The sequence below is a fragment of the Rossellomorea marisflavi genome (assembly GCF_022170785.1).
Lineage (GTDB): Bacteria > Bacillota > Bacilli > Bacillales > Bacillaceae_B > Rossellomorea > Rossellomorea marisflavi_B.
Map to the genome: position 1 here is coordinate 3,477,076 of NZ_CP081870.1, position 24,164 is coordinate 3,501,239.

The window sequence follows — 24,164 nt, forward strand, 5'->3', positions numbered from 1 at the left end:
AAGCTTTCAGGGAAGGTTTGATCCCCCTATTTCTTTTGAAAAATCGGAGCGGATCAGGGTGTCACGGTACTAAAAAGTATGAGTCCACGCCCTTTCTCATCTTTGACCAAAACATTATTCCAGTAAAACTTTCACCAGTTAAACGATTACATTTATGAAATTGGTTTTAACCCCATATGAATGTGGAATGGTAAATACTGTACTTAACTAAGCGACGAAAATAAACAAGGAGGAATCAGCAATGAGCGAACTGGACAAACAAACCTTTTTATCAAACGGAGTCACTCCCCAAACACAATCCAAACAGCCTGGAGTCGAAAAAGAGATGGATCCGACACCGATCTATGAACTGGAAAGCCATGTGGGCTCAGGAAAGCTGAAAGGCAAGGTTGCCCTCATCACAGGGGGAGACAGCGGGATCGGGAAAGCCGTGGCGATCGGCTATGCAAAAGAAGGCGCGGATATTGCCATTTCATACTTAGATGAACATGAGGATGCCGAACAGACGAAGAAACGCATCGAGGAAGAAGGCGTCAAATGCACCCTTCACCCTGGGGATATAGTGGATGAAGATTTCTGCTTCAGTGTTGTTGAAGACGTCATCAAAGAGCACGGGAAATTAAATATCCTCGTCAACAACGCAGCACGTCAGGAAGTGAAAAACAGCGTCACGGAAATCAGCGCAGAGCAGTTGAAGCATACATTTGACGTGAACTTCTTCTCCATGGTGTACTTCACGAAAGCAGCCATCCCTCATCTGTCTGCCGGTGACAGCCTGATCTACACCGCTTCCATCAATCCATATACAGGAAACAAAGCACTGATCGATTACACTTCTACAAAAGGCGCGATCGTGGCATTCGCCCGTTCCGTTGCACAGGAACTCGCCGAAAAAGCCATCCGTGTAAACGGAGTAGCACCAGGTCCGATCTGGACGCCGCTTATCCCAGCAACCATGACAACCGAACTACAGGAATCCTTCGGTGTATCCACTCCACTGGGCCGTCCGGGACAGCCCGCAGACCTTGTAGAGCCATACATCCTGCTCGCTTCAGAAGGATCCGCCTATATGACCGGCCAGTTCATCCACGTGAACGGCGGAGGGTACATGTCCTCGTAAGGATGAATGAAAAAACTGCAGAGAAGTTCTCTTTTCTGCAGTTTTTATTATGGAAGGAAATCAAATGAAGGAGGAGCAACTCCATGAAGAATAGCACATCCAGTTCATCCACCGATTTTCTACATCAAGAAGAGCTGAAGAAGCATGTATTCAAGACGCTTGATTTCTATTATCCTGCCTGCATTGATCACGAACAAGGCGGCTATATCAATGGCTTTCTCGATGACGGCACCATTAACGACACCACCACCAAACACCTCGTTGCCACCAGCCGGTATATCTATAATTTCAGCATCGGTGCCATTCTTGGAGGAGGTGACCACTATCTTGAAGCAGCTCGTCACGGAATCCGATTCTTGAATGAGCATCACCTGGATCATCGGCACAACGGCTATTACTTTGAAATGAACGGCACCGAGGTCGAGAACCCTGCCAAGATGGCCTATGGTCATGCCTTCGTACTGCTCGCATCATCCATCGCCTACAAAGCCGGTATCGAAGAAGCAAATGAAGTGATGGAAAATGTGTATGATGTGCTCGAAACCCGTTTCTTGGATGAGGCTCACGGATTGTATCGGGATGAGTGGAATGCAGATTGGACAAGTCTCTCCCCCTACAGAGGGCAAAACCCCAACATGCATCTGTGCGAAGCGATGCTATCATCATACGAGGCAACAGGAAATGAGATGTATCTAGGAAGAGCGTATAATCTCGCGAAAAAGGTGACCATCGATCTGGCCGACCGCTCAGGCGGACTTGTGTGGGAAAACTACACTCCGGAGTGGGAGCCCGATTACACATTCAATAAAGGCGATACCAAAGATGAATTCCGCCCGTACGGCTTCATCCCCGGCCATCAATTCGAGTGGGCCAAGCTCCTCATGTGGCTCGATCGTCACCGCTCTGAACCTTGGATGCTTGAAAAGGCCGAAGATCTCTACGAAAGAGCATGGGAGCTTGCATGGGACAAAGACTGCGGCGGTCTCTTCTTTGCCGTTTCACCTGAGCTTGACGTAATCGACCACGACAAAAACTACTGGGTGATGTCAGAAGCCATTGCCGCCTCAGCCCTGCTTGCTGCCAAAACGGAAAATCATGCTTACTGGGAGAAGTATCAACAGCTATTCTCGTATTCTGCTGACAATCTCATGGATCATGAGCACGGCGGCTGGTATAAGCTCCTTGACCGTGAGAATGAGAAATACAGCCAAGAGAAGAGTTCCCCTCCCAAGACGGATTATCATCCCGTGGCGGCTTGTTATCAGGCGATCCTTGCCTTGGATGACCATTCAAGTTAATCAATACGTAAAGAAACAACAATGCCCCCTTGAAAACAAGGGGGCTATTTTTAATAGTAGATATCTTCAAGCATCCGTTTAATGGTTGGAGCGGTTTTAAGGGAGGAAGGAAAGTCGATGTTCATAGAATTGGCGAGCATGGCCATTTCTGCCGTGATACCGGTCAAAAGCAATTCGGTCCCCATCACGTTCATAAGGCTTTCCAAACGGAATATACTTTCAAGGTCATCGGACGAAGGATAGATCAACCCCGACACATCAATAATCAATTTCTCGATATGATGGTTCGATACATGTTGAGAGGCTCCCTCGTATACGACCTCAAATCGATGCTCATTCATCGTCCCCACAAGAGGAAGCGCAGCGATATCACCAATTAACGGGACAATGGGACAAGAAAGCTGCTCAATTTCCACGAGGGCCTTCTTGTAGTTTTCCTCGGCCCTCTTTCTCGCGGTCACGTCCCGCTGCACCCCTACAAAGTAGTATTTATCTTCCTCTTCTATATATAAGGGATCTACCGACAAGCTATTCCAAAACGGCGTGCCGTCTTTCTTGTAGTTCAGAACTTCAATAAAGACGGATTCTTTATCCCTGATGGCCACACGAAGCTTATCAATCTCGTTCTGATCGGTCTCACTTCCTTGAAGGAATCGGCAGTTTCGCCCCATCACTTCCTCCATGGAATACCCCGTCATCGCGGCAAAGCTTTTGTTTGCAAAAACGATGGGATTATCATGTAGAACCGGATCGGTGATCAACACACCAGCCCCTGTATAGTTCAAGGCTTTCAATAATATATGTTCACTCAGGTTAATAGACACATTTCCCCCTAATGATAAATTTGACATGGGTAGTTTATTGGTCCAACTATATCTATCAATAAGTATAATATAGTTGGAAAGGTGTCTACAAATTGTAATGTTTTACAGTAAATGTAGTTTGAGCGATTCTTCATTTTTTCGAAGAAACGCATCAGATTATAACTAATGTGGGCGAAAGCAAATGCATTAAAAAGCCCAATACTCATAGAGTAGTAAGTTGTAACTTATATCCACTAATCCCTCTAATAACACAATGAATACCCGGTGGGGTTTGTGTAAAATATTCTTATATCAAACCATTTGGAGGTCTAGCAATGAAAAAGTTTTTCAAGTTTGGCTGTTTGGGATTTATTGCTTTAGTAGTCCTACTAATTATTTTGGGCCTAGTCACTGCAGCTTTTAGTGATAGCAAAGATTCCACTTTCCCAGATGCACAAGTAGAAAAGAAAGAAGCAACAAAAACCGCTTCTGAAAATGAAGAAAAAAATGACACTAGTAAAAAAGAAGAGAAGAAAAACACAGGACAGAAAAAAGAAGATGTCCCTAGAGAATTTGCATCCGCTTTAAAAAAGGCTGAAACGTATGTTGATGAGATGGCTATGTCTAGTGATGCTGTTTATGATCAATTAGTGTCTGAATATGGCGAGAAATTCACTGCTGAAGAAGCCCAGTATGCAGTAGAACACTTAAAATAAAATGAAAACCCTCTCACATAATCTGTGAGAGGGTTAAATCGTTTTACTACATATGTAATCCTTATACACGAACAAATTCTAGTGTGCAAAACCATAAAATGTACCTCTCAAAGCGTGGTGCAAACAATTGATATTCGTCTGCGACCTATGTGAGGAGACCACCGTGATAACGCTTTACAATTTGTCCCCGAAAATAGGCCGTCGATTCTCGTTGTAGACCAAACTCAAAATCGTATGTGAACGTTAGATCACATGAAACACACCGTCGGCGAACACTCTCCATTTCCATCCATATGACTCCTGTATCCCAAGAATAGCAGAGGAGTACATAGCGTTTGGTGCGCTGGTGACAAACCGTTTTCCCGTGACATACCGGACACAAAATCCATTGCCCTGGGGTCTCGACTCGAACCGTATTGGGATAGTGAGTGAGTAAAATAGAAAAAGAGGTTGGGAGTAAAAGGTTAAATTTGTTACGGTAGATATACACAATTAAGATACAGGAGTTTTCGCTTTCTTTGTACCCTCAAATGCAGAAATCGGAGTCAACCACAAGTTGTAGTGATGAATCATATAGTCGTAAAGCTGTCTGCAGATTATAATTATTTTAAAATAAATGTATTAATCTAGCCTAATTGGTGAGTGCCTTCCTTTGAGTACAGCATCAGGACCGCTTATTTTTCTGCACATATGGCTACCGTCTGATATCCCCTTGATCTTGGTCCTGTTTTCATCAGTACATTCTTCAACCCATTTTCCTTCACAAGTGGGAGTAGCTGGTCGTCTATCATCTTGTTGACTCCACTCCATATTTCTTCACTCGTTCCATTACATAAAGTAATAACGATTGTTCCTCCTGGTTTTAGAACTCTATACATTTCGCGAATCGTTTGAGGAAATTCTCCCCAAAAATATACTGAATGGATACTCATGACCTTGGTGAAAAGTTGGTCTTCGAAAGGAAGATCCTTTACATCTCCTTGCACCAGTTTAACCTTTCCCCTTTTTATCGCATCCTTATTTCTTCTTTTAGCTGAACCGATTATCGACTTGGATAAATCCATTCCCACTACTTCTTCAACAGAAGGTTTCTTAGCTAAAAGCTTCAATGCGTACCCAGCTCCACATCCTAATTCCAGAACGGACTCTTCCTCATTCAGGTTCAATAAATCAAGTGTCCATCGTGTTTCAGGTTCATGCTGCACCACCATTTTTTCTCCAATATACAGTCCCAGAAGACCTGATGGCCGTTGATATTGGTCCTCTAGGATTGTTTTTAGCCAATTTAAGAATTTCATTCCTTCACCTCTGCAGACATTTTATCTTCCTAAAAAAATTATAAGTGAGCAGTTTTATAAAACAATATAATAGAAACTATAGGTGCTATTGAATTTTTTTATAGTAATTGGAGGTTACGTTTGTGGATATCAATCAAATAGAGGCATTTGTTCATGTTGTAAGGCTCGGAAGTTATAGTAAGGCGGCCAGGCATCTCAACCTATCCCAACCTACGATCAGTATAAGAGTACAAGGAATTGAAAAAGTAATAGGGGGCAGTCTCTTTCAGCGGGCAGGCAAAGGGGTGGAACTTACTGACATCGGGAAAGGCTTCCTTCCATATGCCTTGCAGATGATTGACGTTCTCTCCCGAGGGATAGACAGAGTCAAATCAATTCAAGAAGGTAAAGTTGGACATGTGACGATAGGTACATTACCTACCTTCACTTCAGGCGCTTTTAGTTCAATCATTTCACAATTACATCGGAGTTCTACCGATATTCAAGTAGAAATCCACACAGGACATAACGAGCAACTTTTTGAAATGCTTTTTGATGGATTCATTAAGATTGGTTTGATCACATTTCCATACTTTAATACGGAGATAAAGCATCATGCCGTACTGAAGGAACCACTCATTCTGGTAGCTCATCGTGATCACCCCATCGCTGTTACTCATGATCGTACTGTGTCTGAATTAGTAAAGGAATGCTCCCCTTATATCATTGTCGACTGGAGCGAGGGAAGTAAACATTGGCAAAAATCGATGATTACACCCGGACTTAATCACCTTGAACTTCCACCCAGCACGGCACTTGATTTTGTATTAACCAACAATGGGATCACATTGGTTACAGAATCAATGGTTCAAGATTTATTAGATAATAATACACTAGTAAAACTTAACCCTATTGATTTCCCGCAGATGTATCGTCAGATAGCCCTGGTGAGTTTGGATAGTGAAGAATTGTTGCCTCCTGCTGTGAGGACTTTTATTGAGTTTTTTAGATTACGGTCGGATGTTTAAGAAATGTGACTGACTTAATAACAGGAAATGCTTTTAATTATATCCAGTTATAGGGAATATCTTCTTGTATGGGTCTCAATAGCAACATCATAATTACGAATCTTTTGTCGTGAGATCAGATAAAACGAGAGGGCAGCTATAAATCCGTTTTTCCCTGCGCCCCGTCCCATCATTAAAAAAAACTCATTGAAGACCAATGAGCCATCTTTCTTATAGATCATCCCTACGACAAATGCTGTAATGAATTTTTTCCAAGGAAGCAACAGGAAGGGGAAGTATCTCTCAATTGCCTTAATGGCCCGATCTATCTCTTCATGATCTATGTGAATAAGTTCTTTTTCATCATGAAGCTTCCCTTTAAGATAGGCTACTAATTGCTTTACTTCTTTCTAAGCGACAATATAGCCACTTTCAACTTGTTTAAAGTAATGATCAATATGTTTGTTGTATTGAATCTTACCAGTCGTCATCGTCGTCATCACCATCAAAGTTCGCGGCAGCTTTGAGTCCTAGCTCCGACAAGATCTTTAACATTTGAGCATTGGTTTTGTTCAGGTCATTTATAGCTGGATTTGACTTTGGACCATGCATTCCAGCAACCTTTGGACCTTCCTTTTCGATATCTTCTATCAGTGAATTTGTTAAATCCCACATCGATAGGTACACCTGAACCAAGTCAAAAAAGTGCTCACCAGATATTTCTCTTTCCTTAAGTTGATCAAGCAAATCTGCTTCAATTCTTTTTCTCTGGGCTTGGCTCGTTTTCCTGGCCATCTTATCACCTCCTAGCAGAACAATTTCCATTCGTTTCCCAATATTAACTCATGAGGACATCAGAAATATATTTAATCGTCACCCTCCCCCGTTGTAGACCCTCCCAAGTAATTCGCCAAAATTTTTGACCGGGGGGCATTATTCTTCTCTTCACCACCTCTCTTCATTTATAAATTCCTTCTCGTTCTTCTTGAACCGTTCAAGCTTCTCTGGATGAAGCTCATTGTGACATTGGATGCACACCGCCTCTAAGTTCTCATCGTCGTAAGCAAACTCCGGAAAGTCCTTGAGCTCCTTAATGTGATGGACGTTTTGAGCCCTTGCGTACTTTCCTCTGCGCTTGTGGATCTGACATTCATTGTTGTCCCGCTTCAGGATATCCTTGCTCTTCCTTCGCCATGCTCCTCGGTTATAGAACTTATCAATGCGATCATTGGCAATGAGCAACCTGATTTCTTCTGTCGTCATTGTAGAGCACTCCTTGCAACCGCCTTGATTGGCCTGTACGTGTTCACTGTCTGCTTTCTCTCCGAAAAAAGGATATCCCACCCTTTTCTGGCATCAATTCGGCTCTTCGCTTTCCCTAATTGCTCTTTAACGGCGAAGCAGAATTCTTTCATTCGCCTTAACACTTCCACTGCCGCCTTCTTAAGGTACTCAATGAATCTGCTTAACTCATTCAGAAATTCCCTCCTGCTCTCTTCATTCATGGTACTTTCCCCCTATTATGGCAACAAAAAAAGCACCCTCGAAAGGATGCTCCCTAGCTCACGCTACAGGATGAGTTGCATGTGTTTGGTACTCCTCAAAGTCCGCTTTCTTGACTCTAAATCTATGTTTACAAATCAAACACCGCATGATGACGATGTTGTCTTTTTTAATTTGCCTATTAAATACCCAGGCAGCACTCAGGCCGATAATACCACCTAACCAGCCGATGATAGGGATGATCAACACCACGCACGAATAAATCACCAGGAACTTCATGATCTTGCTTCGTCTTGCTTTATCATTTGAACACTGAGGACACTTAACCACTTTAGTTCCTTCCATCGTCCCACTCTCCTTCAAAGTCTCTATTCTTATTCTAACTTTGGAGATATTTACCTTCAATGGTTATTCTGAAGAATATTCTCTATCCAGTAATACAATCCTTTAGCAACTTATTCAACAGTATTTTGTGAAGTGTTGATTATACGAACTTGTTCTAAAATTGCATTCTCAAAATTTCTCTCAGCTTCTTCAATCGTTAACCAGATGTTCTCTTAAAGCCATATATCTCCTCGGTCTGCTAGCCTTCTGTACCTATCTTCTTGGTCACAATGTATTAACACCGTATAAACCTTTTTAAAAGTGATAATTCATTGGTACTTGATGACTCCACACGCGCCGTTCAGCTAGACGTCTCTTACCTTCTTTTTTCGTATCTCTGTATGAATCCAAGATGCTATTATACAAGGAAGTAGCCTTTTGCATGCTTTAATAAAGGCATTCGCAAACATTCTGTACATCTTTTCAGACTCTTTGGAAGATGCCTCATAGCAATTCATTGGACTTAATCATTACATACACTCCTTAATCAGTTTATTTTGAACGTAAAAAAGCACCCCAATATGGGATGCATCTATATCTGCTTGCCTTACAAGGCTATTTCTTATAGATTTTTTTGGCCCTCTTGTGGTATTCCTCGAAATACCTGTCTATATTTCTACTGGAATATTGTCTGCTCATCCACGTTAAGCAAAACAATACTGATGTAATGGAAAAATACCACCATGACCACTCTTTAAAATAATGAAAGCGCCATATTATAAATCCAATTACTGCGTTCACCAAGAACAAACTTACAGTTAATCCACCTAATTCATGTTTCTTAGATAGCAGGTACCTATACCTTTCGCGTAGATATTCCCGGTTTTTTTTATGAAGAAATTCATCAATTTCCAGTTCTTTTTGAAAGAACTCCTCCCAGTTTTCTTTGCCCTCTTTCTCCTTGTCACCTTTTTTATCCCGCTTGAAAAGACTAGCTATACAGTTTAACGGCTTCCTTATATACTTATGCCTAACAAACACCCAAGTTAATGCATGATGTATTTGATTCATCATATAACCAATAGGTACTCCAATAAGAGTCAGAAACGCTACGATAGCAACTAAATTGTTGGACCCCTTCTGAATCCCATCTATGCTAAACTCTGTAAATATACATAGGTAAGGGACTAATAAAATCATTAAAACCCAACCTGGGATTCCCCACCTTACTAAATACTTTGTATCAAAATTCAAATATACATCACCCCTCCCATCATTATGAGTAAAAAGACACATATCCTCAACGTCTATAAATCGTCAAATCTCGACATTATTTCCCCTACTTGTGTATATGTCCCTGTTGCCCCCCATGATGTTATTCCAATCCACACGCTCATGATGTGGTTTCATCTTGGGTTCATGTGGATTTTTTCTTTTAACATTTAGCTTCTTCAGTTGCTCTTCACTTAGATGATCTACTATCTTCAATTCAATTACCCTCTCAGTCTTCTCAAATTGGGTCAAATTTAATTTTAGGCGTCGAGGTAACACAAAGGGCTCCCTTCGCCTAAAAGGAGCCACTTTGATATATTTCGTTAATAACATAATAGCACGGTCAGAATGAAATGCTCTGCACTAAAACTGCCAAAAAACTGCCGTTTATCTTCCATAAAAAAAGCATCCAATATTCACTTGATGCCTTGGCTTTCTTATATTAATTTACCTCAGACTTTAGAAACAGGCTGTCCCGACTAGTTAGTGTTTAACTGGTAAATATAAATAAGATATCTTATTAAATAATTTCAAAAATAAAACCCCTCTGAAGAGGAGTTGATCAGGATAAAGAATTACAAAAAGAATGCAATGAATCTTTGTGTTCATTAATAAATTGTGGTAAGTAGTCAGCTTTTATAACATGAACAATTTTACGACTTTTAATAGGATAATTTGAAGAAATATAGTTAAACTGTGTTTGTATATAATCTGCTTCTTCCAACACTTGTTTTCCTTCATCGTCAATGTAAACTTCAAACAAGTTGCCTTTAATAACTACTACTGGTTCATAATAATAGAACAACTCATCTCCACCTTTATTACCGGCGGCGACACTATTTTCTAATGAATGTCGAGTTGCTTTTATTACACTAGATAAGGCCTTGTAGATGTCATCCCTACCCCCATTACCTGAGAAACCAACATAAAAATTCCTTCCAATTCTAGTATGTATTTGATGAGAATTTTCCCTGAACATTCTCATAAGTAAATAACTCTGTGTTTTAAAACCAGCGATTGCAACATCTATCGGTAGTATTTTTTCTATTGATCCTTCAGCTTCCGATGTAAAGAATACCCAAGGCTTCCCCTCTGTTTTCTTAATTTCAATGATTAATGAAAACACTACCTCTCTAGAAAATCCTGTTTCCTCAATTTCATTTACTATGTGTTTAGTTGCTATTATATCAATTTCCCTTCCTTTGTCCTCATCTTTATCAATATAATAAGAGCCATTTCTAACCGCCCAGTCATTTTCCCTTAACGTTTGAGTTATCTCCATCTCAAGTGGGAATCCAGTTTTCAAAATATCTTCCATAAGCTTATTCTTTAATTCATCACTCAATTAAATCTCTCCTTAAATAATTTCATCATAATAAAGCACCCTTACTATAGAGGGTGCTTATATTGCTCAATTTTTAGCGCAAAGGCTAACTTATAGAATATTCTAGCCTTTATCCGATAATACCTTCTTTCGCTCATTCCCAGTTCGTTGTAAAGCTCATAATCATACATTTCATCATCATTAAGGTAACGTTTGTAAATAATTTCACGCTCCACCTTGTTCAGTCGGTTTACCCCCATAAGGACCCATTCAATGTGCTTCTTCTGAGCGATTTCCTGATCCACACGATTAATAACAGTCTGTTCAGTAGATGAATGAAACTGATTTGAGAATGCGGGTGGAACTAAGGAGTATGATGCAGTCAACTTCGGAAGGTTACTTTCAGGTATCGCAAGCAGGAAAAATCGATAATTCTCTAATGCGGTTTCAACAGCAGCTTTAGTCTTTTCTCGGTCGATTTCAGGAAGCATAAACAATTGTTTTCCCAACATTGAACCTCCCCTTTATGGTAAAATATTCTTTGACGAGAAATTCCCCAAGGTCGGCAGGGTCAATGCCGGTCTTTTTTACATTCGGTCTGATTTTTTTTGTAAGCTTGAATGCTGTTCTCCCCACTATTACGAAGAGTTACATCGGTGATTCGTAAAAAAAGGTTTTAGGTTTTTAATTACGATATTGCTGTATAATTTTTGGTGTACATAAAAACCAATAAAGGGTGATATTTTTGAGCTGTAAGAGCATTTTGGATCAGATTGAATTAGCAATAAGTACAACTATTGATATGGTAGGGACTCTAAGTGAAGCCGACTTACAAAAGAGACCTACTCTTGATAAACATTCAATAGGGGAACTACTAGAGCACATTGCAATAATTTGTGAAGCTGATTGGCGGATTTCTAAGGAAGCTTCAGAAAAAGAAATGCAGAGTTTTTATGCTGGTGTTTCTTACAAAACATTAGATGACATAAAAGAGGGCTTAATTAAAAATTTCAATGCATTAAAAACCAACTATATGCAACTAACAGTTGAACAATTGAATAAACAAACTACTTCTTACTGGGGTGCTACCTATACCCGTTATGAATGGTTAATTGAAATTCTTGCCCATGTCTATCACCATCGAGGTCAATTACATGCAATGCTAGTTCACTGCTCCAAGAAAGATCCAAAAATCATACTTTTCAACTAAGGTATTTCAGACGGTATTCAAATCCCAATGGTTTTTTATCCGATCTAGTGCCTCAGTATCTTGTTCTTTGACGTATGCATTAAAGCTTTTCATAGTTTCCTTATTATCCACCTTGATTACCCTCTAGTTTTATTTTCACCAAGGAGTGGCGGCAGCTCCGCCTCTCCCTGGTCAATGTTCATCAGTGCAGCTCTTTCTCTTCAAACGGATCCGCAACATCCTGCTCGGTAGAAGAATGAAACTGATTCGAGAATGCCGGAGGAATTAAAGAGTACGTTGCAGTCACCCTAGGGAGCTGATCTTCATGCACTGTTAGTCAGTAAAATCGATACATGTCTAAAGCGGACTCAACAGCTGCCTTGGTCTTTTCCCTGTCGATTTTAGGTAGCATGAACAATTGTTTTCCCAACATTGCCCCCCCCTTTTCTGGAAAATATTCTTAGTCGTAAATATTTTGTGGATCGGGAGAAATTCCGATTCTTTTTGTATGGATATTTTTCTACGTTTCCAAAGCTACCAATCATTTCTTAAACACATTAATCAGTGTAAAAACATACCTTTATGCTAAAATTGCTTGATACCCCCGCATAAGAAAGGATGCATTTAATGTGGAACTAACCCAAAATCATAAAGCTGATATAGCTAAGAAGGTCTTATCTTTAAAACAGGAATTAATCGATTTTAAAAATGGAGTCAGTTCCAATAAAAATGTGCCTAATCAACAACTGCAAAATTGGAGAGAAAATATTATTACTATATACGCAGCATCTATTGCTGAAGACTTAAACACCACTTATGCAAAGTTAGAAGTATGGGGAAATGAGGCTGTCCATACTTTGGTTAACTCTAACCTATCTATAGAACTTGCATTGGATGAAGTCAGAGACTATAGAAATTTAATCGGGAAAGTCCTTATGCAAGAAAGTACTAAATATGAACTGACAATCGAGCAATTTTACGATATTATTTCCAACTTTGACTCTGTAGTTGATCGGGCGGTCCAATGGTTAAGTACATCATATACAGAGAGCTACTTCAAAAGGATTTATGCAGCAGAAGCTACAGCTTTAGAGTTATCTATTCCTATAATAAAAGTTACAGATATTGTTGGTGTTTTACCCTTAATTGGTGACATTGATACTCAAAGAGCCCAAGAGTTAATGAACAAGGCTCTTACCAAAAGTAATGAGTATGCTTTAGAGCATTTAGTAATCGATTTATCTAGCGTAGCAATTATTGACACCATGGTGGCTAGTCATATCTTCAAGGTAATTGAAGCTTTAAAAATGTCTGGGGTTAACTCTATATTGACAGGTATTAGACCTGAGGTTGCCCAAACAATGATTAATTTAGGAGTACACTTCAATAATATAAATGTAACATCGACACTAAGATCTGCCTTAAAAGACCTTTATTAGAATAACTCCCAACCGAGTTTAGAATAGTTATTCCCTTTTTGGTAAAAGTAAGTAAAACAACGGAGGGAACAACGTTGAGATTGATTAATTTAACAATCATAACAATCATAGTCATTTTACTTCTTTCATTTGGTGTTTTTGGTTTCATCACCGACACCTTTACATAAAACTAATAAAGGAATAACTTCCACTTATTCTCTCATAGCTATAAGAATTTTCCTTCAATCCACTTTCCAATTTGCTCTAGCATGACTAACAATTCATCTCATGAAATTACAAAAAAACAAATTAATTCCTTCTCAATAATATCCAGACCAATTAACTCCCCCTCCCTTATCTATTGATTTCGGGCAATCAGAAATACCTTATTCTTTACGAGAGTTGCACATGTGTCACTCTCGTAATATTAAATGTATACATTAGGATTAATTCCTCCTTGTCCTTCTCATGCATAAATTACATTTCCCAGGTGAAAATATCTATATTCGATAAAGGAGGAAGTATAGATATGAACAGCAAAAATGATTCTTTGTTTGGTATTGCGATTTTAAGTGTCCTTCTAACAACAATATATACAGCTATACTTGCATCACAGCTTATGGCCACTAAACACAAGGTTGATTACCTTTACTTCAAAAACAAATTTAGTGAAAATCAGAAATAAGTTTTATGCGGTGTTATCATAAATATTTTTATCAAGGAGCAGCTATCCCTACAGACTGCTTCTTGGTTATAAATTCATAAATGCAGCTCTTTCTCTTCAAACGGATCCACAATATCCTGCTCTTCCTGGTCCTCCACGTTATCGATGCTCAATTGATCCTTTGGAACCTCGACGTTACCGTTGCCGTCTACTTGGTACTCGACACCTGAATTGTCTTCATAGAACTCTTCAATGCTCATTTGAGATTGTTGAATGAAGAGGTTCACATTTCGCCCCGCGTATTTGTAAAGTTCCTGCGCCTTCTTTTCTGAATCCCCTTTAATTGCAAATTTCATGGCCGTCTTCTTGGAGTCTCGCTGAATGTTCATGAACTCGGCCGAAGTCTCCCCAGCTGCACACCCTTCAATTTCAAAGAGGATGATGCTCCCTGCAAGGGCATAAAGTGCTGTGGTAGACTCGTCTCCCTCTTCCTGTCCTTTGATTTCAAACTTCAGGACCTCTTTTTTATCGTCCTTCTGTTGCATCTTGAAAAACACGTTCAGTTGAGTTTTAGTCATGTCTCTGTCTCCCTTATCATCTATTTTTTCTGCCAGATCATTTGGCAGCCTAACCCGTATCCATGTTTCTTGATTAGGGTTGATTGTCTCCAGCCTCGATCCTCATGGTCGGCAATAATCTTCCCAATGGTCTTTTCTGTCATGCCGAAAACGATTTTTTTCAATGGTCTGTGCCTGGTGCTCATGCTTTCTTTTTCACATCCGACGTTTCCTGGAGGATCGACTGAACGACTTGAGACTGATTTACTGTCAGATTTATCTCACCAGTCTCTCGGATCACAAAGATGGCGAAGGCGATCCTAGCCAGGATGTAAGCATCTACTACGTTGTCACTCCGGTGTTCATACCCAAAGGCGTTGAAGACCGCCTTCATGACTTCTCGCTTCTTTTGCGGCCCTGTTAGCCTCTTCTTGCTGCCCTTCTCTCCAATCCAGCCCGTCACGCCCACAAACTTTTTGACGGCATTTGGAGCAACCTCGTGATAAGGAAGGCGCCTTTTGAAAAGTTCATTCCTAATCCCGTGATGCAATCCCCCGGCGAACATGGCCTTCTGTGTGCTATAGGGGAATCCCTCAATACAGATGTGGTCGCCTGGCTGCAGGTGTGTAGTGATTTCGTGAATCAGGGTCACCATACGTTTAGGATCCTTATCCCCAATTCCGGACAACTCCTTTTCCCTGACAACTTCACCACGATCGTCTAAGGCCACAAACCCAGTTTTCGATGCCGGATCGATTCCTATAAATCTCATGCTCGCTTCCTCCTTCTAGCTTTCTCGCTTTCATAGACCTGCTCGAGTTCTGATAAGGTGAGCTCGTACAATTGCTTTCCACATGGTGTTTTAAAGTAGTCCATCAGCAGAAGTTCACTTTTATAAAAATCCTTTTGGATTTGAATTCCTTTTCTTAATTGCCCGGAAGGCATAGTAGACCTCATGGTTCTATCCCCTTTACATGAAATTCATTGTTTCTTGTTTGACCAAGTTGATAAACTTCCCGTACTCTTTTACGAACCCGAGTTTGACCGTACCTGTAGGCCCGTTACGGTGCTTAGAGACAATCAGTTCAGTGATCCCTTTTAAGTCAGAGTCTTTGTAATAGTAATCGTCCCGGTATAGGAATCCGATGATATCGGCATCCTGCTCAATCTGTCCAGATTCCCTCAGATCGGACATCATCGGCCGTTTGTCCTGTCGTTGCTCTACACCCCTTGAAAGCTGAGAGAGGGCCACTACGTTCACCTCAAGCTCCCTTGCCATGGCTTTGAGGCTCCTGCTGATATCACTGATCTCCTGAAGCCTGTTCCCGCGGTAGCTTGCATTCCCCATGATCAGCTGAAGATAGTCAATCATCACCAGGAGCTTCTTGCCAGGGTTCTCTCTCTTTACCTTCCTTACCTTGGTCCAGATGTAATTCACCGTTACACTTGGCCTATCAAAGATATGCAGATCCAGGTTGTTGAGGATGCCGAGCGCGTGAGAGAACTTCTGCCAATCATGATCCATGAAGTCTTCACTTGCATTTCTCATCTTCTGAGCATCGATGTTGCCAGAGATCGAGATGAGCCTCTTCAGTAGCTGTTTCTTCGGCATTTCCAGAGAGAATATGCACGGGATTTCGCCATCTTCAGCTGCGTTAAAGGCTACATTTAGAGCAAAGGCCGTCTTCCCCATGGATGGCCTGGCCCCGATGATGATAAGGTCACTTTCCTGGAGGCCACCAGTGAGCTTGTTTAATTCATCGAAACCAGTGGGGATCCCCGTCATCTGGTCGGTTTGGGTGCTTAACTGTTCGTAGACATTTAGCAGCTCTTCTTTTATGCTGCCATCGTCATCCGCGGTCTCCTCTTCCTGCACCTTCATCAATTCACCGATGACCGTTTGGATCGCTTCGGCCGGATCCTCCTCGACCAATTGCTTCTTGAAGTCGTTGGCCAGTTGCAGTGATCTTCGTTTCCGCCAGTTTTCCAGAACCAGAGACTCATAGAATTTGAAGTTTTTAGTTGTCGGAACAGACTCGGCCACTTTGAGCAAATGCTTTAGAAAAGATGGATACTTCACACAAAGACGATGTTGTTACTTTTGCGGCACATCATGATGGAAAGGAGTGTACTAAAGAAGATTCTGAAAAGTATTCAATCTTAGCAGAAGAGTTTGGACATAATAATATGTCCGTTGGAAACATTATCGACCAATCTAAACTTGTTAATAGGTAGCCAGAACAAAGAGCCCGAACCTGGGAGTAGGAATATACAATGACCATTAGCAAAATTGTCTCTGCGCATAAAGCCCAAGTGAAAAACAAATTCGAATTAGCTGAGTATTTAGGTGTAACTGAGGACTTTGTGGAGAGAACTATAGAACGTTACATCGAGAAGTACGGAGATTATGTATCGTATAAAAATTTCACCGTATGTTTGAACCCGTTAGGTGTATTAGAGTGGTTTGATTTTAGTCACTAACTAAGGAGGATTTGATATGGCGAGCTTCTAAAAAAAAGGGTAAAACGTGGCAGTACACTGTCAGCCGAATGATTAACTGAAAAGCACAACCAATTCGTAAAAGTGGCTTCAGGACAAAAAAAGAGGCTCAAGTAGCAGCTTCAGAAATTGAAGAAGACTTGCGTAAAGGGATTGTCCCTACTTTGAAAAAGGAGCCCTTCGAACAGTACTTTAACAAGACGAATATCAGTGAGATCACTTTAAAAATGTACCAAACACGCTACAAACTATCCAAGAAAGCTTTGGTGGAAAACCAATTCAGGATATCACCAAGCGTGAATATCAAGCTTTTCTTAATGAATATGGGAAAACTCATGCTAAAGAAACGTCTCGAAAGTTGAATGTCCACATTCGCGCATGTGTCAGGGAGGCTATTGATGAAGGTATCATAAGGGTTGATTTTACTCGAGATGTTGTTATAACAGGGAGCGTAGAAGCGAAGAGTCCTGAAGAGAAACACTTAAATTATTTTGAAAGCAAAAGAGTGATGAATGAGATTTACAATCGTTTAGACAGAAGCCTGGTCTATTACTTGCTTTTGATTGGCCTTACCTCCGGAATGCGCTTTGCAGAAATGATTGGCCTTACACGAAAAGACTTCAATTTTACCTCTGGAGAAATCACCATTAATAAGCCTGGGATTATAAGACCGGTAAAGGTTTCACAAAAACAAAGAATGACCCCTCCAATCGAATAATAAAAATGGATGGCAAAACAATGGGTAAGTTCCAAGCCCTATTTGAAGCAACACCACCGAATATTGAAGGGCTAGTCTTTTTCAGCCCACATAATGCTCACAAAGTTTTGACCAATGAAAATGCTAATAAGATTTTGAGAGGTCTACTAAAAGAGTTGCGTGAAGAAGACACAAAGAATGCTGTAGATAGGTTCGAGCAAATGGACAATGTGTAAAAAATGTGTAAAACCGATTTAATTCCAGCCTTTTTCTATCGCCTCCCTCTCCTCAAGAGAAAAATAAAAAACACCTACAAACGTTGATATATCAACATTTATAAGTGTCCTCTACTTTTTATACCTTTTTCCAAATGTACTGCTGTACGCCCTCGGAGGGAATCGAACCCCCATTTTAAGAACCGGAATCTTACGTGCTATCCGTTGCACCACGAGGGCATGTTTTAGTTACTGTCACGAGAACTAATTATAATAGAGAAAAGTCTCCAATGCAAGATGTTTTTGGGTTCTGTTGTGAATGCCTTATGAAAAAGCCAAGATCCCCTAGGGTGGATCTTGGCTTTTTGTATGATTAGAACGTATAGGATTCTCCGTCATCCGGCACCAGGATGCGGGATTGGAGTCCTTTCTCTGCTGTGGTGTTCTTGAGTTCTTCCCTTGAAAGCGTGCCGTGGTTGACGGCTTCCATATGGGTCGAGATGATGGTGGCTTCGGGTGCAGCGTTCGCTGTCTGGAGGACGTCTTCTTTGCCCATGACGATGGAGCCTCCTTCGAGGAACTGGTTGTCGCCTGCATTGACGACAATGATGTCTGGATGGTGGGTGTGGATTTCTTCTTCCACCTCTTCATTCCATACGGTATCTCCGGCTACGTAGAGGGTTTTCTCGTTCTCATGTTTAAAGACGATGCCGCTGACGGTCCCGGTGCGTTTGAGAATCTCTCCCCTTCCGTGCTTGCCTTTGGTTTTGGTGAGCTGGATACCGTTGAACTGCTCGTTATTTAGCACGTGTACATTCGTGAAATCTGCTTTTTTGACTTCTTCGGCATCGGCTTCGTTCTGGACATATAGATTGATGGATTTGGGGAGGACTTCTTTTGCCGTGTCATCAAAGTGATCCAGGTGGAGATGGGTGAGGATCACGGCATCGATCCCCTCCAGTATGGAGTCAACGGATTCTGGCAGATCGACGATGGGATTCTTGATGTCATCCCTTTTTGACGGCGTGAAGGGAGGATAGGTCCCTTTCGGTGCGAGCATGGGGTCAATGAGGAATCGCGTGCCTGCATAGTCAAGGATGAGGGTTGCGTTTCTGATGAGTTGTAGGTTCATAGTATCGGCTCCTTTTGTTCTCTTTCAGATCTGATTCTCACAGAGGGGTGCACTTCTCATTTTACCCGTTGGCAAGGGGGAGCAATCACGAAACTTTCAGCTTTTGTACCGTTTAAAAAAGGGATGAGTGGGTATGATGTAGAAAGGATTTACATACAGGTTAATAAAGGAAGCATTAGGTTTGACCTTTATTGACCAACAGTGTATGATAACAGTACAAAGTGAATATGAAATGATTCAAAAATACACAGATACATTTAAGGAGGAACGAGGATGAACTTAATTCCTACAGTTATTGAACAAACAAACCGCGGTGAACGTGCGTATGACATCTATTCCCGTCTATTGAAGGACCGTGTGATCATGCTTGGGAGCGCCATCGATGATAACGTGGCGAACTCAATCGTATCCCAGCTTCTTTTCCTAGAGTCTGAAAATCCGGAGAAAGACATCTCCATCTACATCAACTCACCAGGCGGAAGCATCACAGCCGGTATGGCGATCTACGATACGATCCAGTACATCAAACCTGATGTTCAAACGATCTGCATCGGTATGGCTGCTTCCATGGGTGCATTCCTTCTAGCTGCCGGAGCAAAAGGCAAACGTCTTGCCCTTCCTAACGCAGAAGTGATGATTCACCAACCACTTGGAGGAGCTCAAGGTCAAGCGACGGAAATCGAAATTGCTGCTAAACGCATTCTCTTCCTTCGTGAGAAATTGAACCAAATCCTTGCTGACCGTACTGGTCAACCACTTGACGTGATTTCTAAGGATACGGACCGCGATAACTTCATGACTGCGGAACGCGCTTTGGAATATGGTCTGATCGACCGTATCATCACTCGCAACGATGCAGAAACTAAATAAGAATTGAATGAACCCCCTTGCATGAGTGCAAGGGGGTTTTTGTGTGGGTTTGGATTCACACTAAAGCAAAGACCGCCTCATCCAAGGCGGTTCTTCAACGATTCGATGGCCAGATTCAGCGCGATCAGCCTACGGTTGTTCAATGTATGCTGAGAGCTTCCCACTTCGGAATTGCCCAACTGTTTATGAATGGAAGGGAGGATGTCCTCCAGCGTTAGTTGGGAAGTAGCGATGACGTCTCTTTCATATGAAAAATCGTTACCGTACCAGTCGCTTCTTAGGGTGTCGATTGCTACCTTTATAGCATCGCGCCTCTTTTTCACCAGTGTGGTGTTCGCCCCTTTCCCTTCCATGCTTACGGAGGCATTCGAGAGCTTGCGGTAGGTCGATTCCAGGGAGTTCAGAGACGCCTCCTGATTGGCACTGCTCATCATTGGCTCTCTTCCTCTTCTGAAAAGGGCTCCCACAACCGTGAGACTCCCACCAGGTCGATTCCATTAAAGGTTAGCCGATACACATCGGGCATATCGAGGCTCTCCCAAAAAGCCAAGCCATACTTGGAGTCAAAGAAATTCATGATAAGCACCATGATATTCCCATGAGTCCCGACGACCACGCGCTTCCCTTCGAATTCGTTCAGGAGATCGAGCATGGCTGCGACGCCGCGCTTCTGGGCATCCACATTCGATTCTCCGCCTTCCCAGTGGAATGAGGGTTCTTCCCACACCTTGCGGATGGCTCCTTGAAAATCGTCTAAGGGAGCAGAAGATAGAAGCCGTTCTTTGAATCCGTCTATCAGGATCACGTCTTGATTCAAGGAAGCCGCTGTTCCTTCCACCGTCTGTACCGCACGTAAGAACGGGCTGGACACCACATGATCAAGGTCTTCGGATTCCAGTATCCTCGCCACGCGTCTGGCATCCCTCATCCCTTTCTCCGACAGTGGCCTGGTGAGCTCCTCCGGTGTGTAGATGGAATGGGCGTGTCTGACGAAATAGATTTCAGTTTTCATTGGTTTCTCCCCTGCCTGCTTTTCTTCTATCCTAGCATATTCCTACATGTCTCTGATTCGTTTCGTTAGTTCATTGAACCTCGCATCAAGGTCGGCGTATTCCTTTTGGGCCGGAGTCATGAAGCTCAGCTTCCCGAGGACCTCCTGGCGCTCGGTCTCAAGCTGCATCTTGAGCTCTTCCCGTTCATCCTTTGAAGGCTCGGCGGGTTCCCACTTCCGCACCATCTTCCCATTTCCTATTGCAATTTCTGACGATGTTGTCTTCTCTAAAAAGTAGCGATCATGGGAAACGACGATGAGTGTTCCATCGTATGCTGCCAGGGTGTGTTCCAGCTGCTCGCGGCTCAAGAGATCGAGGTGATTCGTCGGTTCATCGAGGATCAGTACGTCGCGGTCCTCGAGGATATACTTGATGAGCTTGCACTTCACCCGCTCCCCCATGCTCATGTGGCGGATTGGCTCCTCCCACTGGCTTTTGCCGAATCCGAGGTGGGTCATGAGATTCCTCACCTGCCCCCGGTCGTGAAATGTCTCCCTGTAAAAGAGATTCTCCGGTGTCTCATCGAGGGGTAAATCAAAGACCTCCTGAGTGAGGTAGCCGATCTTCGCGGCTGGTGAAAGCCATAGCTCTCCTTCATCAGCTGCTTCGTTCCCCATGATCATATTGAGGAAAGTCGTCTTCCCACTCCCATTGGCACCGGTGACCGCCACCCGCTCCCCGTTTTGAATCGTGAAGGAGGCACCGCGGAAAAGCACCTTGCTTCCATGGGCTTTACCAAGATCCTTTACTTCAAGGAGACGTTTGCCGGCCCTCCTGCCTGCACGGACCGATAGATGTTTCTTCTCCTCCACCTCGACAGGATCGGCATTGATCCGCTCGATTTCCTTCTCCAGCCGCTTCCGCTTCGACTTCACCTGGGCATCCATCCGTTTAGCTTTTGAACGGTAGAACTCCTTGGGAAATTCCTGCTTTGTTGACTGGGCATGGGCTTTTCCCGACCAGGAAGTAAGGTCCTGGATCTGTCCTTCGATTCGTTCAATGAGCTTCTGTTGCTTCTCATACGCCCGCTGCTGAGTGAGTCTCCGCTGCTCAGAAGTCTTCACGTAAGCAGAGTAGTTCCCCTCATACGTCACGAGCGTCTTGTTCTCGATGGACCAGATCACATCGGCCACCTCATCGAGGAACGCCCGGTCGTGGGAGACCAGGATGACGGTCCCGCGATAAGCCTTCAGCTCCTTGATCAGGAACCCGATCCCCTCTTCATCGAGATGGTTGGTCGGTTCATCCAGAAGCAGCAAGTGTGCATTCTGCGCGATTCCGCGTGCCAGTCTCACCTTCAGCTTCTCTCCCCCACTCAGCTGATCATACTCTCCAGCCGGCACATCCCATTTCTGAAGGAGGGCTGCTTCCCCAGGAGACAGTGCGTCCCTTGAGTGATCCATCGCTTCCTGTTCCACCATCACGGTCTTCAACCCTTGTATCAGCGGTGTGATACTTCCGGATGACGGTGCCATGTCCCCGTTCAACAGCTTCAAAAGAGTCGATTTACCGGCCCCATTATTTCCAATGAGACCGATCACCTCTCCCTTTCTCACCCCTGCCTTCACCTGTTCCAACAATAATGTTCCTTCTATTTCAACATTCACAGAATCGATTTTCACTAATTCCTGCATACAATCCTCTCCTCATTCCGGGAGAACACAAAAAATCCTCCCACGATTTCTGGAAGGATTAGCCGCAAACTACCATACACAAATAAGCCCGTTGGAAATGGGACCTATGGGAAAAATGGGCAGACTAATCCTACTAAATATCATTCGAAATTTATTCCATTTCAAATTCTACCTACCAAGATTAGTTATCCATCGTTCACCCATCATCCCTTTCCCTTAACATTAACCTAATCGTACCACCCACATCCCCATAAATCAATCCTATCCCATGAAAAATAAGTATTGGAAAATACAAGAATGCGAGCTATAATACCTGTACCCATCCAAAAATATTTTCCACGGGGACAGGTAAGATTTTCAACGTATTACACCGAGGACAGATCGATTCAATCAAGATCTCGTCTCTCATCCCGTCGTGCCTTATAAAATTTGTACACAACCAATAGTACCAACGATACCCCCAACACAGCAGAAAGAACACCATTGGGTATCGTCATCACCTCCGTAAAATCCAACACCGCCATGATTACCACCAACAGAATCAAAGAAGCTTTTACAACAATCCTTTTATCCACCGTATCACCACCTCGGTTGGATATTTCCCTTTTTTTGTATATTTAATCGTATTACTTTTAAAAAGGATAGGCGGGAATGAGACTTCTACTAAACTCTTCACATATATCGCAGAATATAGCACAGTACTGCTGGCCACAGCGAAACGAACTAAGACTTCCTTACCCTCACATATAAGGGGGATGGAGGGGAACTTAACCTACGGAACGAAACGAACCCTTCCCTTCTTCACTCCCATAAATAGGGGGTGAGAGGTGTGAAATTAACCTACAACACTCATACATACCACAAAGTGAAGTGAAGCGGAGGCCGGCCGACTCCTATGGGAAAAGCGGGCAGGGTGAGACCCTGCAGGCTTGCCGAAGCGGCTCACCGCACGCCCCATGGAAAGCGGCCGGCCGCAGCGGAACGAAACGGACCAATAACCAACTACACAAACCACTATCAAAGGAGACCAACACCATGTTCACATTCCAAGTCCAACCAAACCTAACTCTTGCCCTGCTCCAACCCCACCACGCCCAAGAAATCTACACCCTCGTTGACACCAACCGGCACCACCTCAAACACTGGCTAGGCTGGGTCGACGGCGTCCAATCACCCGACATCTACCGCGACTCCATAATCCCCGCCTGGCTCCAACAACTCGCCGCCAACGACGGATTCACCGCCGGCATCCGCCACCACGGCAAACTCGTCGGGATGATCAACCTCCACTTCATCAACTGGAAAACCCGAAGCACCAGCATCGGCTACTACCTATCAGAAGAAGCCCAAGGCAACGGAATCATGCAGGCCTGCGTCACCGCCATTCTCCAGCACGCATTCGACGACCTCAACCTGAACAAAGTCGACATCCAGTGCGCCGAAGGCAACAAGAGAAGCCGCCACATCCCCGAACGTCTCGGATTCAAACAGGAAGGCATCTCCCGCGACGCCGAATTCATCAACGGCCATTACAACGACATCGTCACCTACAGCCTACTTGCAAAAGAGTGGAGAGCAACTAGCAAATAGGGG

At 42.9% G+C, this 24,164-nt stretch carries 30 protein-coding genes and 1 tRNA gene; 12 read left to right on the forward strand and 19 right to left on the reverse strand.

Going from position 1 to position 24,164, the window contains the following annotated elements; all coding sequences use genetic code 11:
* The first annotated feature begins 241 nt into the window (after positions 1-241).
* Together K6T23_RS18185 and K6T23_RS18190 are read left to right on the forward strand one after the other, a co-directional pair.
* Positions 242-1,120, forward strand: a complete 879-nt coding sequence (locus tag K6T23_RS18185) for an SDR family oxidoreductase (protein WP_159642643.1) — start codon at positions 242-244, stop codon at positions 1,118-1,120.
* 83 nt (positions 1,121-1,203) lie between these two features.
* Positions 1,204-2,418, forward strand: coding sequence for an AGE family epimerase/isomerase (locus K6T23_RS18190; protein ID WP_238282350.1), 1,215 nt, complete (start codon positions 1,204-1,206; stop codon positions 2,416-2,418).
* Positions 2,419-2,468: 50 nt separating this feature from the next.
* Here K6T23_RS18190 and ytvA read toward each other — a convergent pair whose 3' ends face one another.
* Positions 2,469-3,242 (reverse strand): YtvA family blue-light photoreceptor, encoded by a 774-nt coding sequence (gene ytvA, locus K6T23_RS18195; RefSeq protein WP_238282359.1) that lies wholly within the window; start codon positions 3,240-3,242, stop codon positions 2,469-2,471.
* Between the two features lie 314 nt (positions 3,243-3,556).
* On the opposite strand from ytvA, the gene K6T23_RS18200 reads away from it, so the two are divergent.
* Positions 3,557-3,937: an Ltp family lipoprotein gene (locus K6T23_RS18200; RefSeq protein WP_238282361.1), complete on the forward strand. Its 381-nt coding sequence runs from the start codon at positions 3,557-3,559 to the stop codon at positions 3,935-3,937.
* A 674-nt stretch (positions 3,938-4,611) separates the two neighbouring features.
* On the opposite strand, the gene K6T23_RS18205 is transcribed toward K6T23_RS18200, so the two are convergent.
* Positions 4,612-5,235 (reverse strand): class I SAM-dependent methyltransferase, encoded by a 624-nt coding sequence (locus tag K6T23_RS18205; RefSeq protein WP_238282371.1) that lies wholly within the window; start codon positions 5,233-5,235, stop codon positions 4,612-4,614.
* Between the two features lie 122 nt (positions 5,236-5,357).
* Between K6T23_RS18205 and K6T23_RS18210 the strand changes: the two genes are divergently transcribed.
* Positions 5,358-6,242, forward strand: a complete 885-nt coding sequence (locus K6T23_RS18210) for a LysR family transcriptional regulator (RefSeq protein ID WP_238282374.1) — start codon at positions 5,358-5,360, stop codon at positions 6,240-6,242.
* 456 nt (positions 6,243-6,698) lie between these two features.
* Here the strand turns inward: K6T23_RS18210 and K6T23_RS18215 are convergent, their stop codons facing one another.
* From K6T23_RS18215 to K6T23_RS18250, 8 genes are all read right to left on the reverse strand, one after another.
* Positions 6,699-7,016, reverse strand: a complete 318-nt coding sequence (locus K6T23_RS18215) for a P27 family phage terminase small subunit (protein ID WP_238282386.1) — start codon at positions 7,014-7,016, stop codon at positions 6,699-6,701.
* A gap of 150 nt (positions 7,017-7,166) precedes the next feature.
* The gene (locus K6T23_RS18220; RefSeq protein ID WP_238282388.1) at positions 7,167-7,484 is read right to left on the reverse strand and encodes an HNH endonuclease; all 318 of its coding nucleotides are present in this window, start codon (positions 7,482-7,484) and stop codon (positions 7,167-7,169) included.
* Complete coding sequence (locus K6T23_RS18225; protein WP_238282396.1) at positions 7,481-7,726, reverse strand: hypothetical protein; 246 nt, start codon at positions 7,724-7,726, stop codon at positions 7,481-7,483. Before K6T23_RS18225 ends, K6T23_RS18220 begins: the two co-directional genes overlap by 4 nt.
* Positions 7,727-7,784: 58 nt before the next feature.
* The gene (locus K6T23_RS18230; RefSeq protein WP_238282398.1) at positions 7,785-8,069 is read right to left on the reverse strand and encodes a hypothetical protein; all 285 of its coding nucleotides are present in this window, start codon (positions 8,067-8,069) and stop codon (positions 7,785-7,787) included.
* Positions 8,070-8,663: 594 nt separating this feature from the next.
* Positions 8,664-9,302: a BA5345 family protein gene (locus K6T23_RS18235; protein WP_238282400.1), complete on the reverse strand. Its 639-nt coding sequence runs from the start codon at positions 9,300-9,302 to the stop codon at positions 8,664-8,666.
* Between the two features lie 63 nt (positions 9,303-9,365).
* Entirely contained in the window at positions 9,366-9,572 is a 207-nt protein-coding gene (locus K6T23_RS18240) for a hypothetical protein (RefSeq protein ID WP_238282402.1), read from the reverse strand.
* Positions 9,573-9,882: 310 nt separating this feature from the next.
* Positions 9,883-10,665, reverse strand: a complete 783-nt coding sequence (locus K6T23_RS18245) for a hypothetical protein (RefSeq protein WP_238282403.1) — start codon at positions 10,663-10,665, stop codon at positions 9,883-9,885.
* A 44-nt stretch (positions 10,666-10,709) separates the two neighbouring features.
* Positions 10,710-11,156 (reverse strand): ArpU family phage packaging/lysis transcriptional regulator, encoded by a 447-nt coding sequence (locus tag K6T23_RS18250; RefSeq protein WP_238282405.1) that lies wholly within the window; start codon positions 11,154-11,156, stop codon positions 10,710-10,712.
* Positions 11,157-11,389: 233 nt separating this feature from the next.
* Between K6T23_RS18250 and K6T23_RS18255 the strand changes: the two genes are divergently transcribed.
* The 3 genes from K6T23_RS18255 to K6T23_RS18270 all read left to right on the forward strand — a co-directional run bounded on the left by K6T23_RS18255 (position 11,390) and on the right by K6T23_RS18270 (position 13,936).
* A complete protein-coding gene (locus K6T23_RS18255) occupies positions 11,390-11,854 on the forward strand; it encodes a DinB family protein (RefSeq protein ID WP_238282407.1) in 465 nt (154 codons plus the stop codon).
* 608 nt (positions 11,855-12,462) lie between these two features.
* On the forward strand, positions 12,463-13,272 hold the full coding sequence (locus tag K6T23_RS18265; protein ID WP_238282409.1) for an STAS domain-containing protein: 810 nt from the start codon (positions 12,463-12,465) through the stop codon (positions 13,270-13,272).
* 508 nt (positions 13,273-13,780) lie between these two features.
* Entirely contained in the window at positions 13,781-13,936 is a 156-nt protein-coding gene (locus K6T23_RS18270; RefSeq protein ID WP_238282411.1) for a hypothetical protein, read from the forward strand.
* Positions 13,937-14,010: 74 nt separating this feature from the next.
* Here the strand turns inward: K6T23_RS18270 and K6T23_RS18275 are convergent, their stop codons facing one another.
* From K6T23_RS18275 to dnaB, 4 genes are all read right to left on the reverse strand, one after another.
* A complete protein-coding gene (locus K6T23_RS18275) occupies positions 14,011-14,493 on the reverse strand; it encodes a hypothetical protein (RefSeq protein WP_238282413.1) in 483 nt (160 codons plus the stop codon).
* A 181-nt stretch (positions 14,494-14,674) separates the two neighbouring features.
* Positions 14,675-15,244: a RuvC family protein gene (locus K6T23_RS18280; RefSeq protein WP_238282415.1), complete on the reverse strand. Its 570-nt coding sequence runs from the start codon at positions 15,242-15,244 to the stop codon at positions 14,675-14,677.
* Complete coding sequence (locus K6T23_RS22225; RefSeq protein WP_337946918.1) at positions 15,241-15,429, reverse strand: Fur-regulated basic protein FbpA; 189 nt, start codon at positions 15,427-15,429, stop codon at positions 15,241-15,243. Before K6T23_RS22225 ends, K6T23_RS18280 begins: the two co-directional genes overlap by 4 nt.
* Before the next feature lie 13 nt (positions 15,430-15,442).
* Positions 15,443-16,525 carry a replicative DNA helicase gene (gene dnaB, locus K6T23_RS18290; RefSeq protein ID WP_273546587.1) on the reverse strand — a complete coding sequence of 361 codons (1,083 nt, stop codon included), beginning with the start codon at positions 16,523-16,525 and terminating at the stop codon, positions 15,443-15,445.
* Positions 16,526-17,045: 520 nt separating this feature from the next.
* Between dnaB and K6T23_RS22315 the strand changes: the two genes are divergently transcribed.
* Genes K6T23_RS22315 through K6T23_RS22325 form a run of 3 tightly spaced genes read left to right on the forward strand, consistent with a single transcriptional unit; the run spans position 17,046 to position 17,904 of the window.
* The gene (locus K6T23_RS22315; protein ID WP_337946950.1) at positions 17,046-17,333 is read left to right on the forward strand and encodes an Arm DNA-binding domain-containing protein; all 288 of its coding nucleotides are present in this window, start codon (positions 17,046-17,048) and stop codon (positions 17,331-17,333) included.
* Positions 17,249-17,689: a hypothetical protein gene (locus K6T23_RS22320; protein WP_420493512.1), complete on the forward strand. Its 441-nt coding sequence runs from the start codon at positions 17,249-17,251 to the stop codon at positions 17,687-17,689. Before K6T23_RS22315 ends, K6T23_RS22320 begins: the two co-directional genes overlap by 85 nt.
* A 5-nt stretch (positions 17,690-17,694) precedes the next feature.
* Positions 17,695-17,904, forward strand: coding sequence for a hypothetical protein (locus tag K6T23_RS22325; protein WP_337946920.1), 210 nt, complete (start codon positions 17,695-17,697; stop codon positions 17,902-17,904).
* 147 nt (positions 17,905-18,051) lie between these two features.
* Here the strand turns inward: K6T23_RS22325 and K6T23_RS18300 are convergent.
* Positions 18,052-18,123, reverse strand: a tRNA-Arg gene (locus tag K6T23_RS18300).
* A gap of 133 nt (positions 18,124-18,256) precedes the next feature.
* Positions 18,257-19,015: an MBL fold metallo-hydrolase gene (locus tag K6T23_RS18305; RefSeq protein WP_238282416.1), complete on the reverse strand. Its 759-nt coding sequence runs from the start codon at positions 19,013-19,015 to the stop codon at positions 18,257-18,259.
* A 273-nt stretch (positions 19,016-19,288) separates the two neighbouring features.
* On the opposite strand from K6T23_RS18305, the gene clpP reads away from it, so the two are divergent.
* Positions 19,289-19,885: an ATP-dependent Clp endopeptidase proteolytic subunit ClpP gene (clpP, locus tag K6T23_RS18310; protein ID WP_053429150.1), complete on the forward strand. Its 597-nt coding sequence runs from the start codon at positions 19,289-19,291 to the stop codon at positions 19,883-19,885.
* Positions 19,886-19,962: 77 nt separating this feature from the next.
* Here the strand turns inward: clpP and K6T23_RS18315 are convergent, their stop codons facing one another.
* Genes K6T23_RS18315 through abc-f form a run of 3 tightly spaced genes read right to left on the reverse strand, consistent with a single transcriptional unit; the run spans position 19,963 to position 22,571 of the window.
* Complete coding sequence (locus tag K6T23_RS18315; RefSeq protein WP_337946921.1) at positions 19,963-20,319, reverse strand: hypothetical protein; 357 nt, start codon at positions 20,317-20,319, stop codon at positions 19,963-19,965.
* Positions 20,316-20,897: a histidine phosphatase family protein gene (locus K6T23_RS18320; RefSeq protein ID WP_238282418.1), complete on the reverse strand. Its 582-nt coding sequence runs from the start codon at positions 20,895-20,897 to the stop codon at positions 20,316-20,318. The genes K6T23_RS18315 and K6T23_RS18320 overlap by 4 nt, the downstream gene beginning before the upstream one ends.
* A gap of 42 nt (positions 20,898-20,939) precedes the next feature.
* A complete protein-coding gene (gene abc-f / locus K6T23_RS18325; protein ID WP_238282420.1) occupies positions 20,940-22,571 on the reverse strand; it encodes a ribosomal protection-like ABC-F family protein in 1,632 nt (543 codons plus the stop codon).
* Positions 22,572-23,606: 1,035 nt separating this feature from the next.
* On the opposite strand from abc-f, the gene K6T23_RS18330 reads away from it, so the two are divergent.
* Positions 23,607-24,161, forward strand: a complete 555-nt coding sequence (locus K6T23_RS18330; protein ID WP_238282422.1) for a GNAT family N-acetyltransferase — start codon at positions 23,607-23,609, stop codon at positions 24,159-24,161.
* Positions 24,162-24,164: the final 3 nt, after the last annotated feature.

Coding starts and splice junctions, on each gene's coding strand:
- K6T23_RS22325 (WP_337946920.1), top strand. CDS start 17,695: ATGGATGGCAAAACAATGGGTAAGTTCCAAGCCCTATTTGAAGCAACA.
- K6T23_RS18200 (WP_238282361.1), top strand. CDS start 3,557: ATGAAAAAGTTTTTCAAGTTTGGCTGTTTGGGATTTATTGCTTTAGTA.
- K6T23_RS18190 (WP_238282350.1), top strand. CDS start 1,204: ATGAAGAATAGCACATCCAGTTCATCCACCGATTTTCTACATCAAGAA.
- K6T23_RS18225 (WP_238282396.1), bottom strand. CDS start 7,726: ATGAATGAAGAGAGCAGGAGGGAATTTCTGAATGAGTTAAGCAGATTC.
- K6T23_RS18320 (WP_238282418.1), bottom strand. CDS start 20,897: ATGAAAACTGAAATCTATTTCGTCAGACACGCCCATTCCATCTACACA.
- K6T23_RS18330 (WP_238282422.1), top strand. CDS start 23,607: ATGTTCACATTCCAAGTCCAACCAAACCTAACTCTTGCCCTGCTCCAA.
- K6T23_RS18280 (WP_238282415.1), bottom strand. CDS start 15,244: ATGAGATTTATAGGAATCGATCCGGCATCGAAAACTGGGTTTGTGGCC.
- K6T23_RS18220 (WP_238282388.1), bottom strand. CDS start 7,484: ATGACGACAGAAGAAATCAGGTTGCTCATTGCCAATGATCGCATTGAT.
- K6T23_RS18205 (WP_238282371.1), bottom strand. CDS start 5,235: ATGAAATTCTTAAATTGGCTAAAAACAATCCTAGAGGACCAATATCAA.
- K6T23_RS22225 (WP_337946918.1), bottom strand. CDS start 15,429: ATGAGGTCTACTATGCCTTCCGGGCAATTAAGAAAAGGAATTCAAATC.
- K6T23_RS18215 (WP_238282386.1), bottom strand. CDS start 7,016: ATGGCCAGGAAAACGAGCCAAGCCCAGAGAAAAAGAATTGAAGCAGAT.
- K6T23_RS18185 (WP_159642643.1), top strand. CDS start 242: ATGAGCGAACTGGACAAACAAACCTTTTTATCAAACGGAGTCACTCCC.
- K6T23_RS18275 (WP_238282413.1), bottom strand. CDS start 14,493: ATGACTAAAACTCAACTGAACGTGTTTTTCAAGATGCAACAGAAGGAC.
- K6T23_RS18315 (WP_337946921.1), bottom strand. CDS start 20,319: ATGATGAGCAGTGCCAATCAGGAGGCGTCTCTGAACTCCCTGGAATCG.
- K6T23_RS18305 (WP_238282416.1), bottom strand. CDS start 19,015: ATGAACCTACAACTCATCAGAAACGCAACCCTCATCCTTGACTATGCA.
- clpP (WP_053429150.1), top strand. CDS start 19,289: ATGAACTTAATTCCTACAGTTATTGAACAAACAAACCGCGGTGAACGT.
- abc-f (WP_238282420.1), bottom strand. CDS start 22,571: ATGCAGGAATTAGTGAAAATCGATTCTGTGAATGTTGAAATAGAAGGA.
- K6T23_RS18250 (WP_238282405.1), bottom strand. CDS start 11,156: ATGTTGGGAAAACAATTGTTTATGCTTCCTGAAATCGACCGAGAAAAG.
- K6T23_RS18230 (WP_238282398.1), bottom strand. CDS start 8,069: ATGGAAGGAACTAAAGTGGTTAAGTGTCCTCAGTGTTCAAATGATAAA.
- K6T23_RS18270 (WP_238282411.1), top strand. CDS start 13,781: ATGAACAGCAAAAATGATTCTTTGTTTGGTATTGCGATTTTAAGTGTC.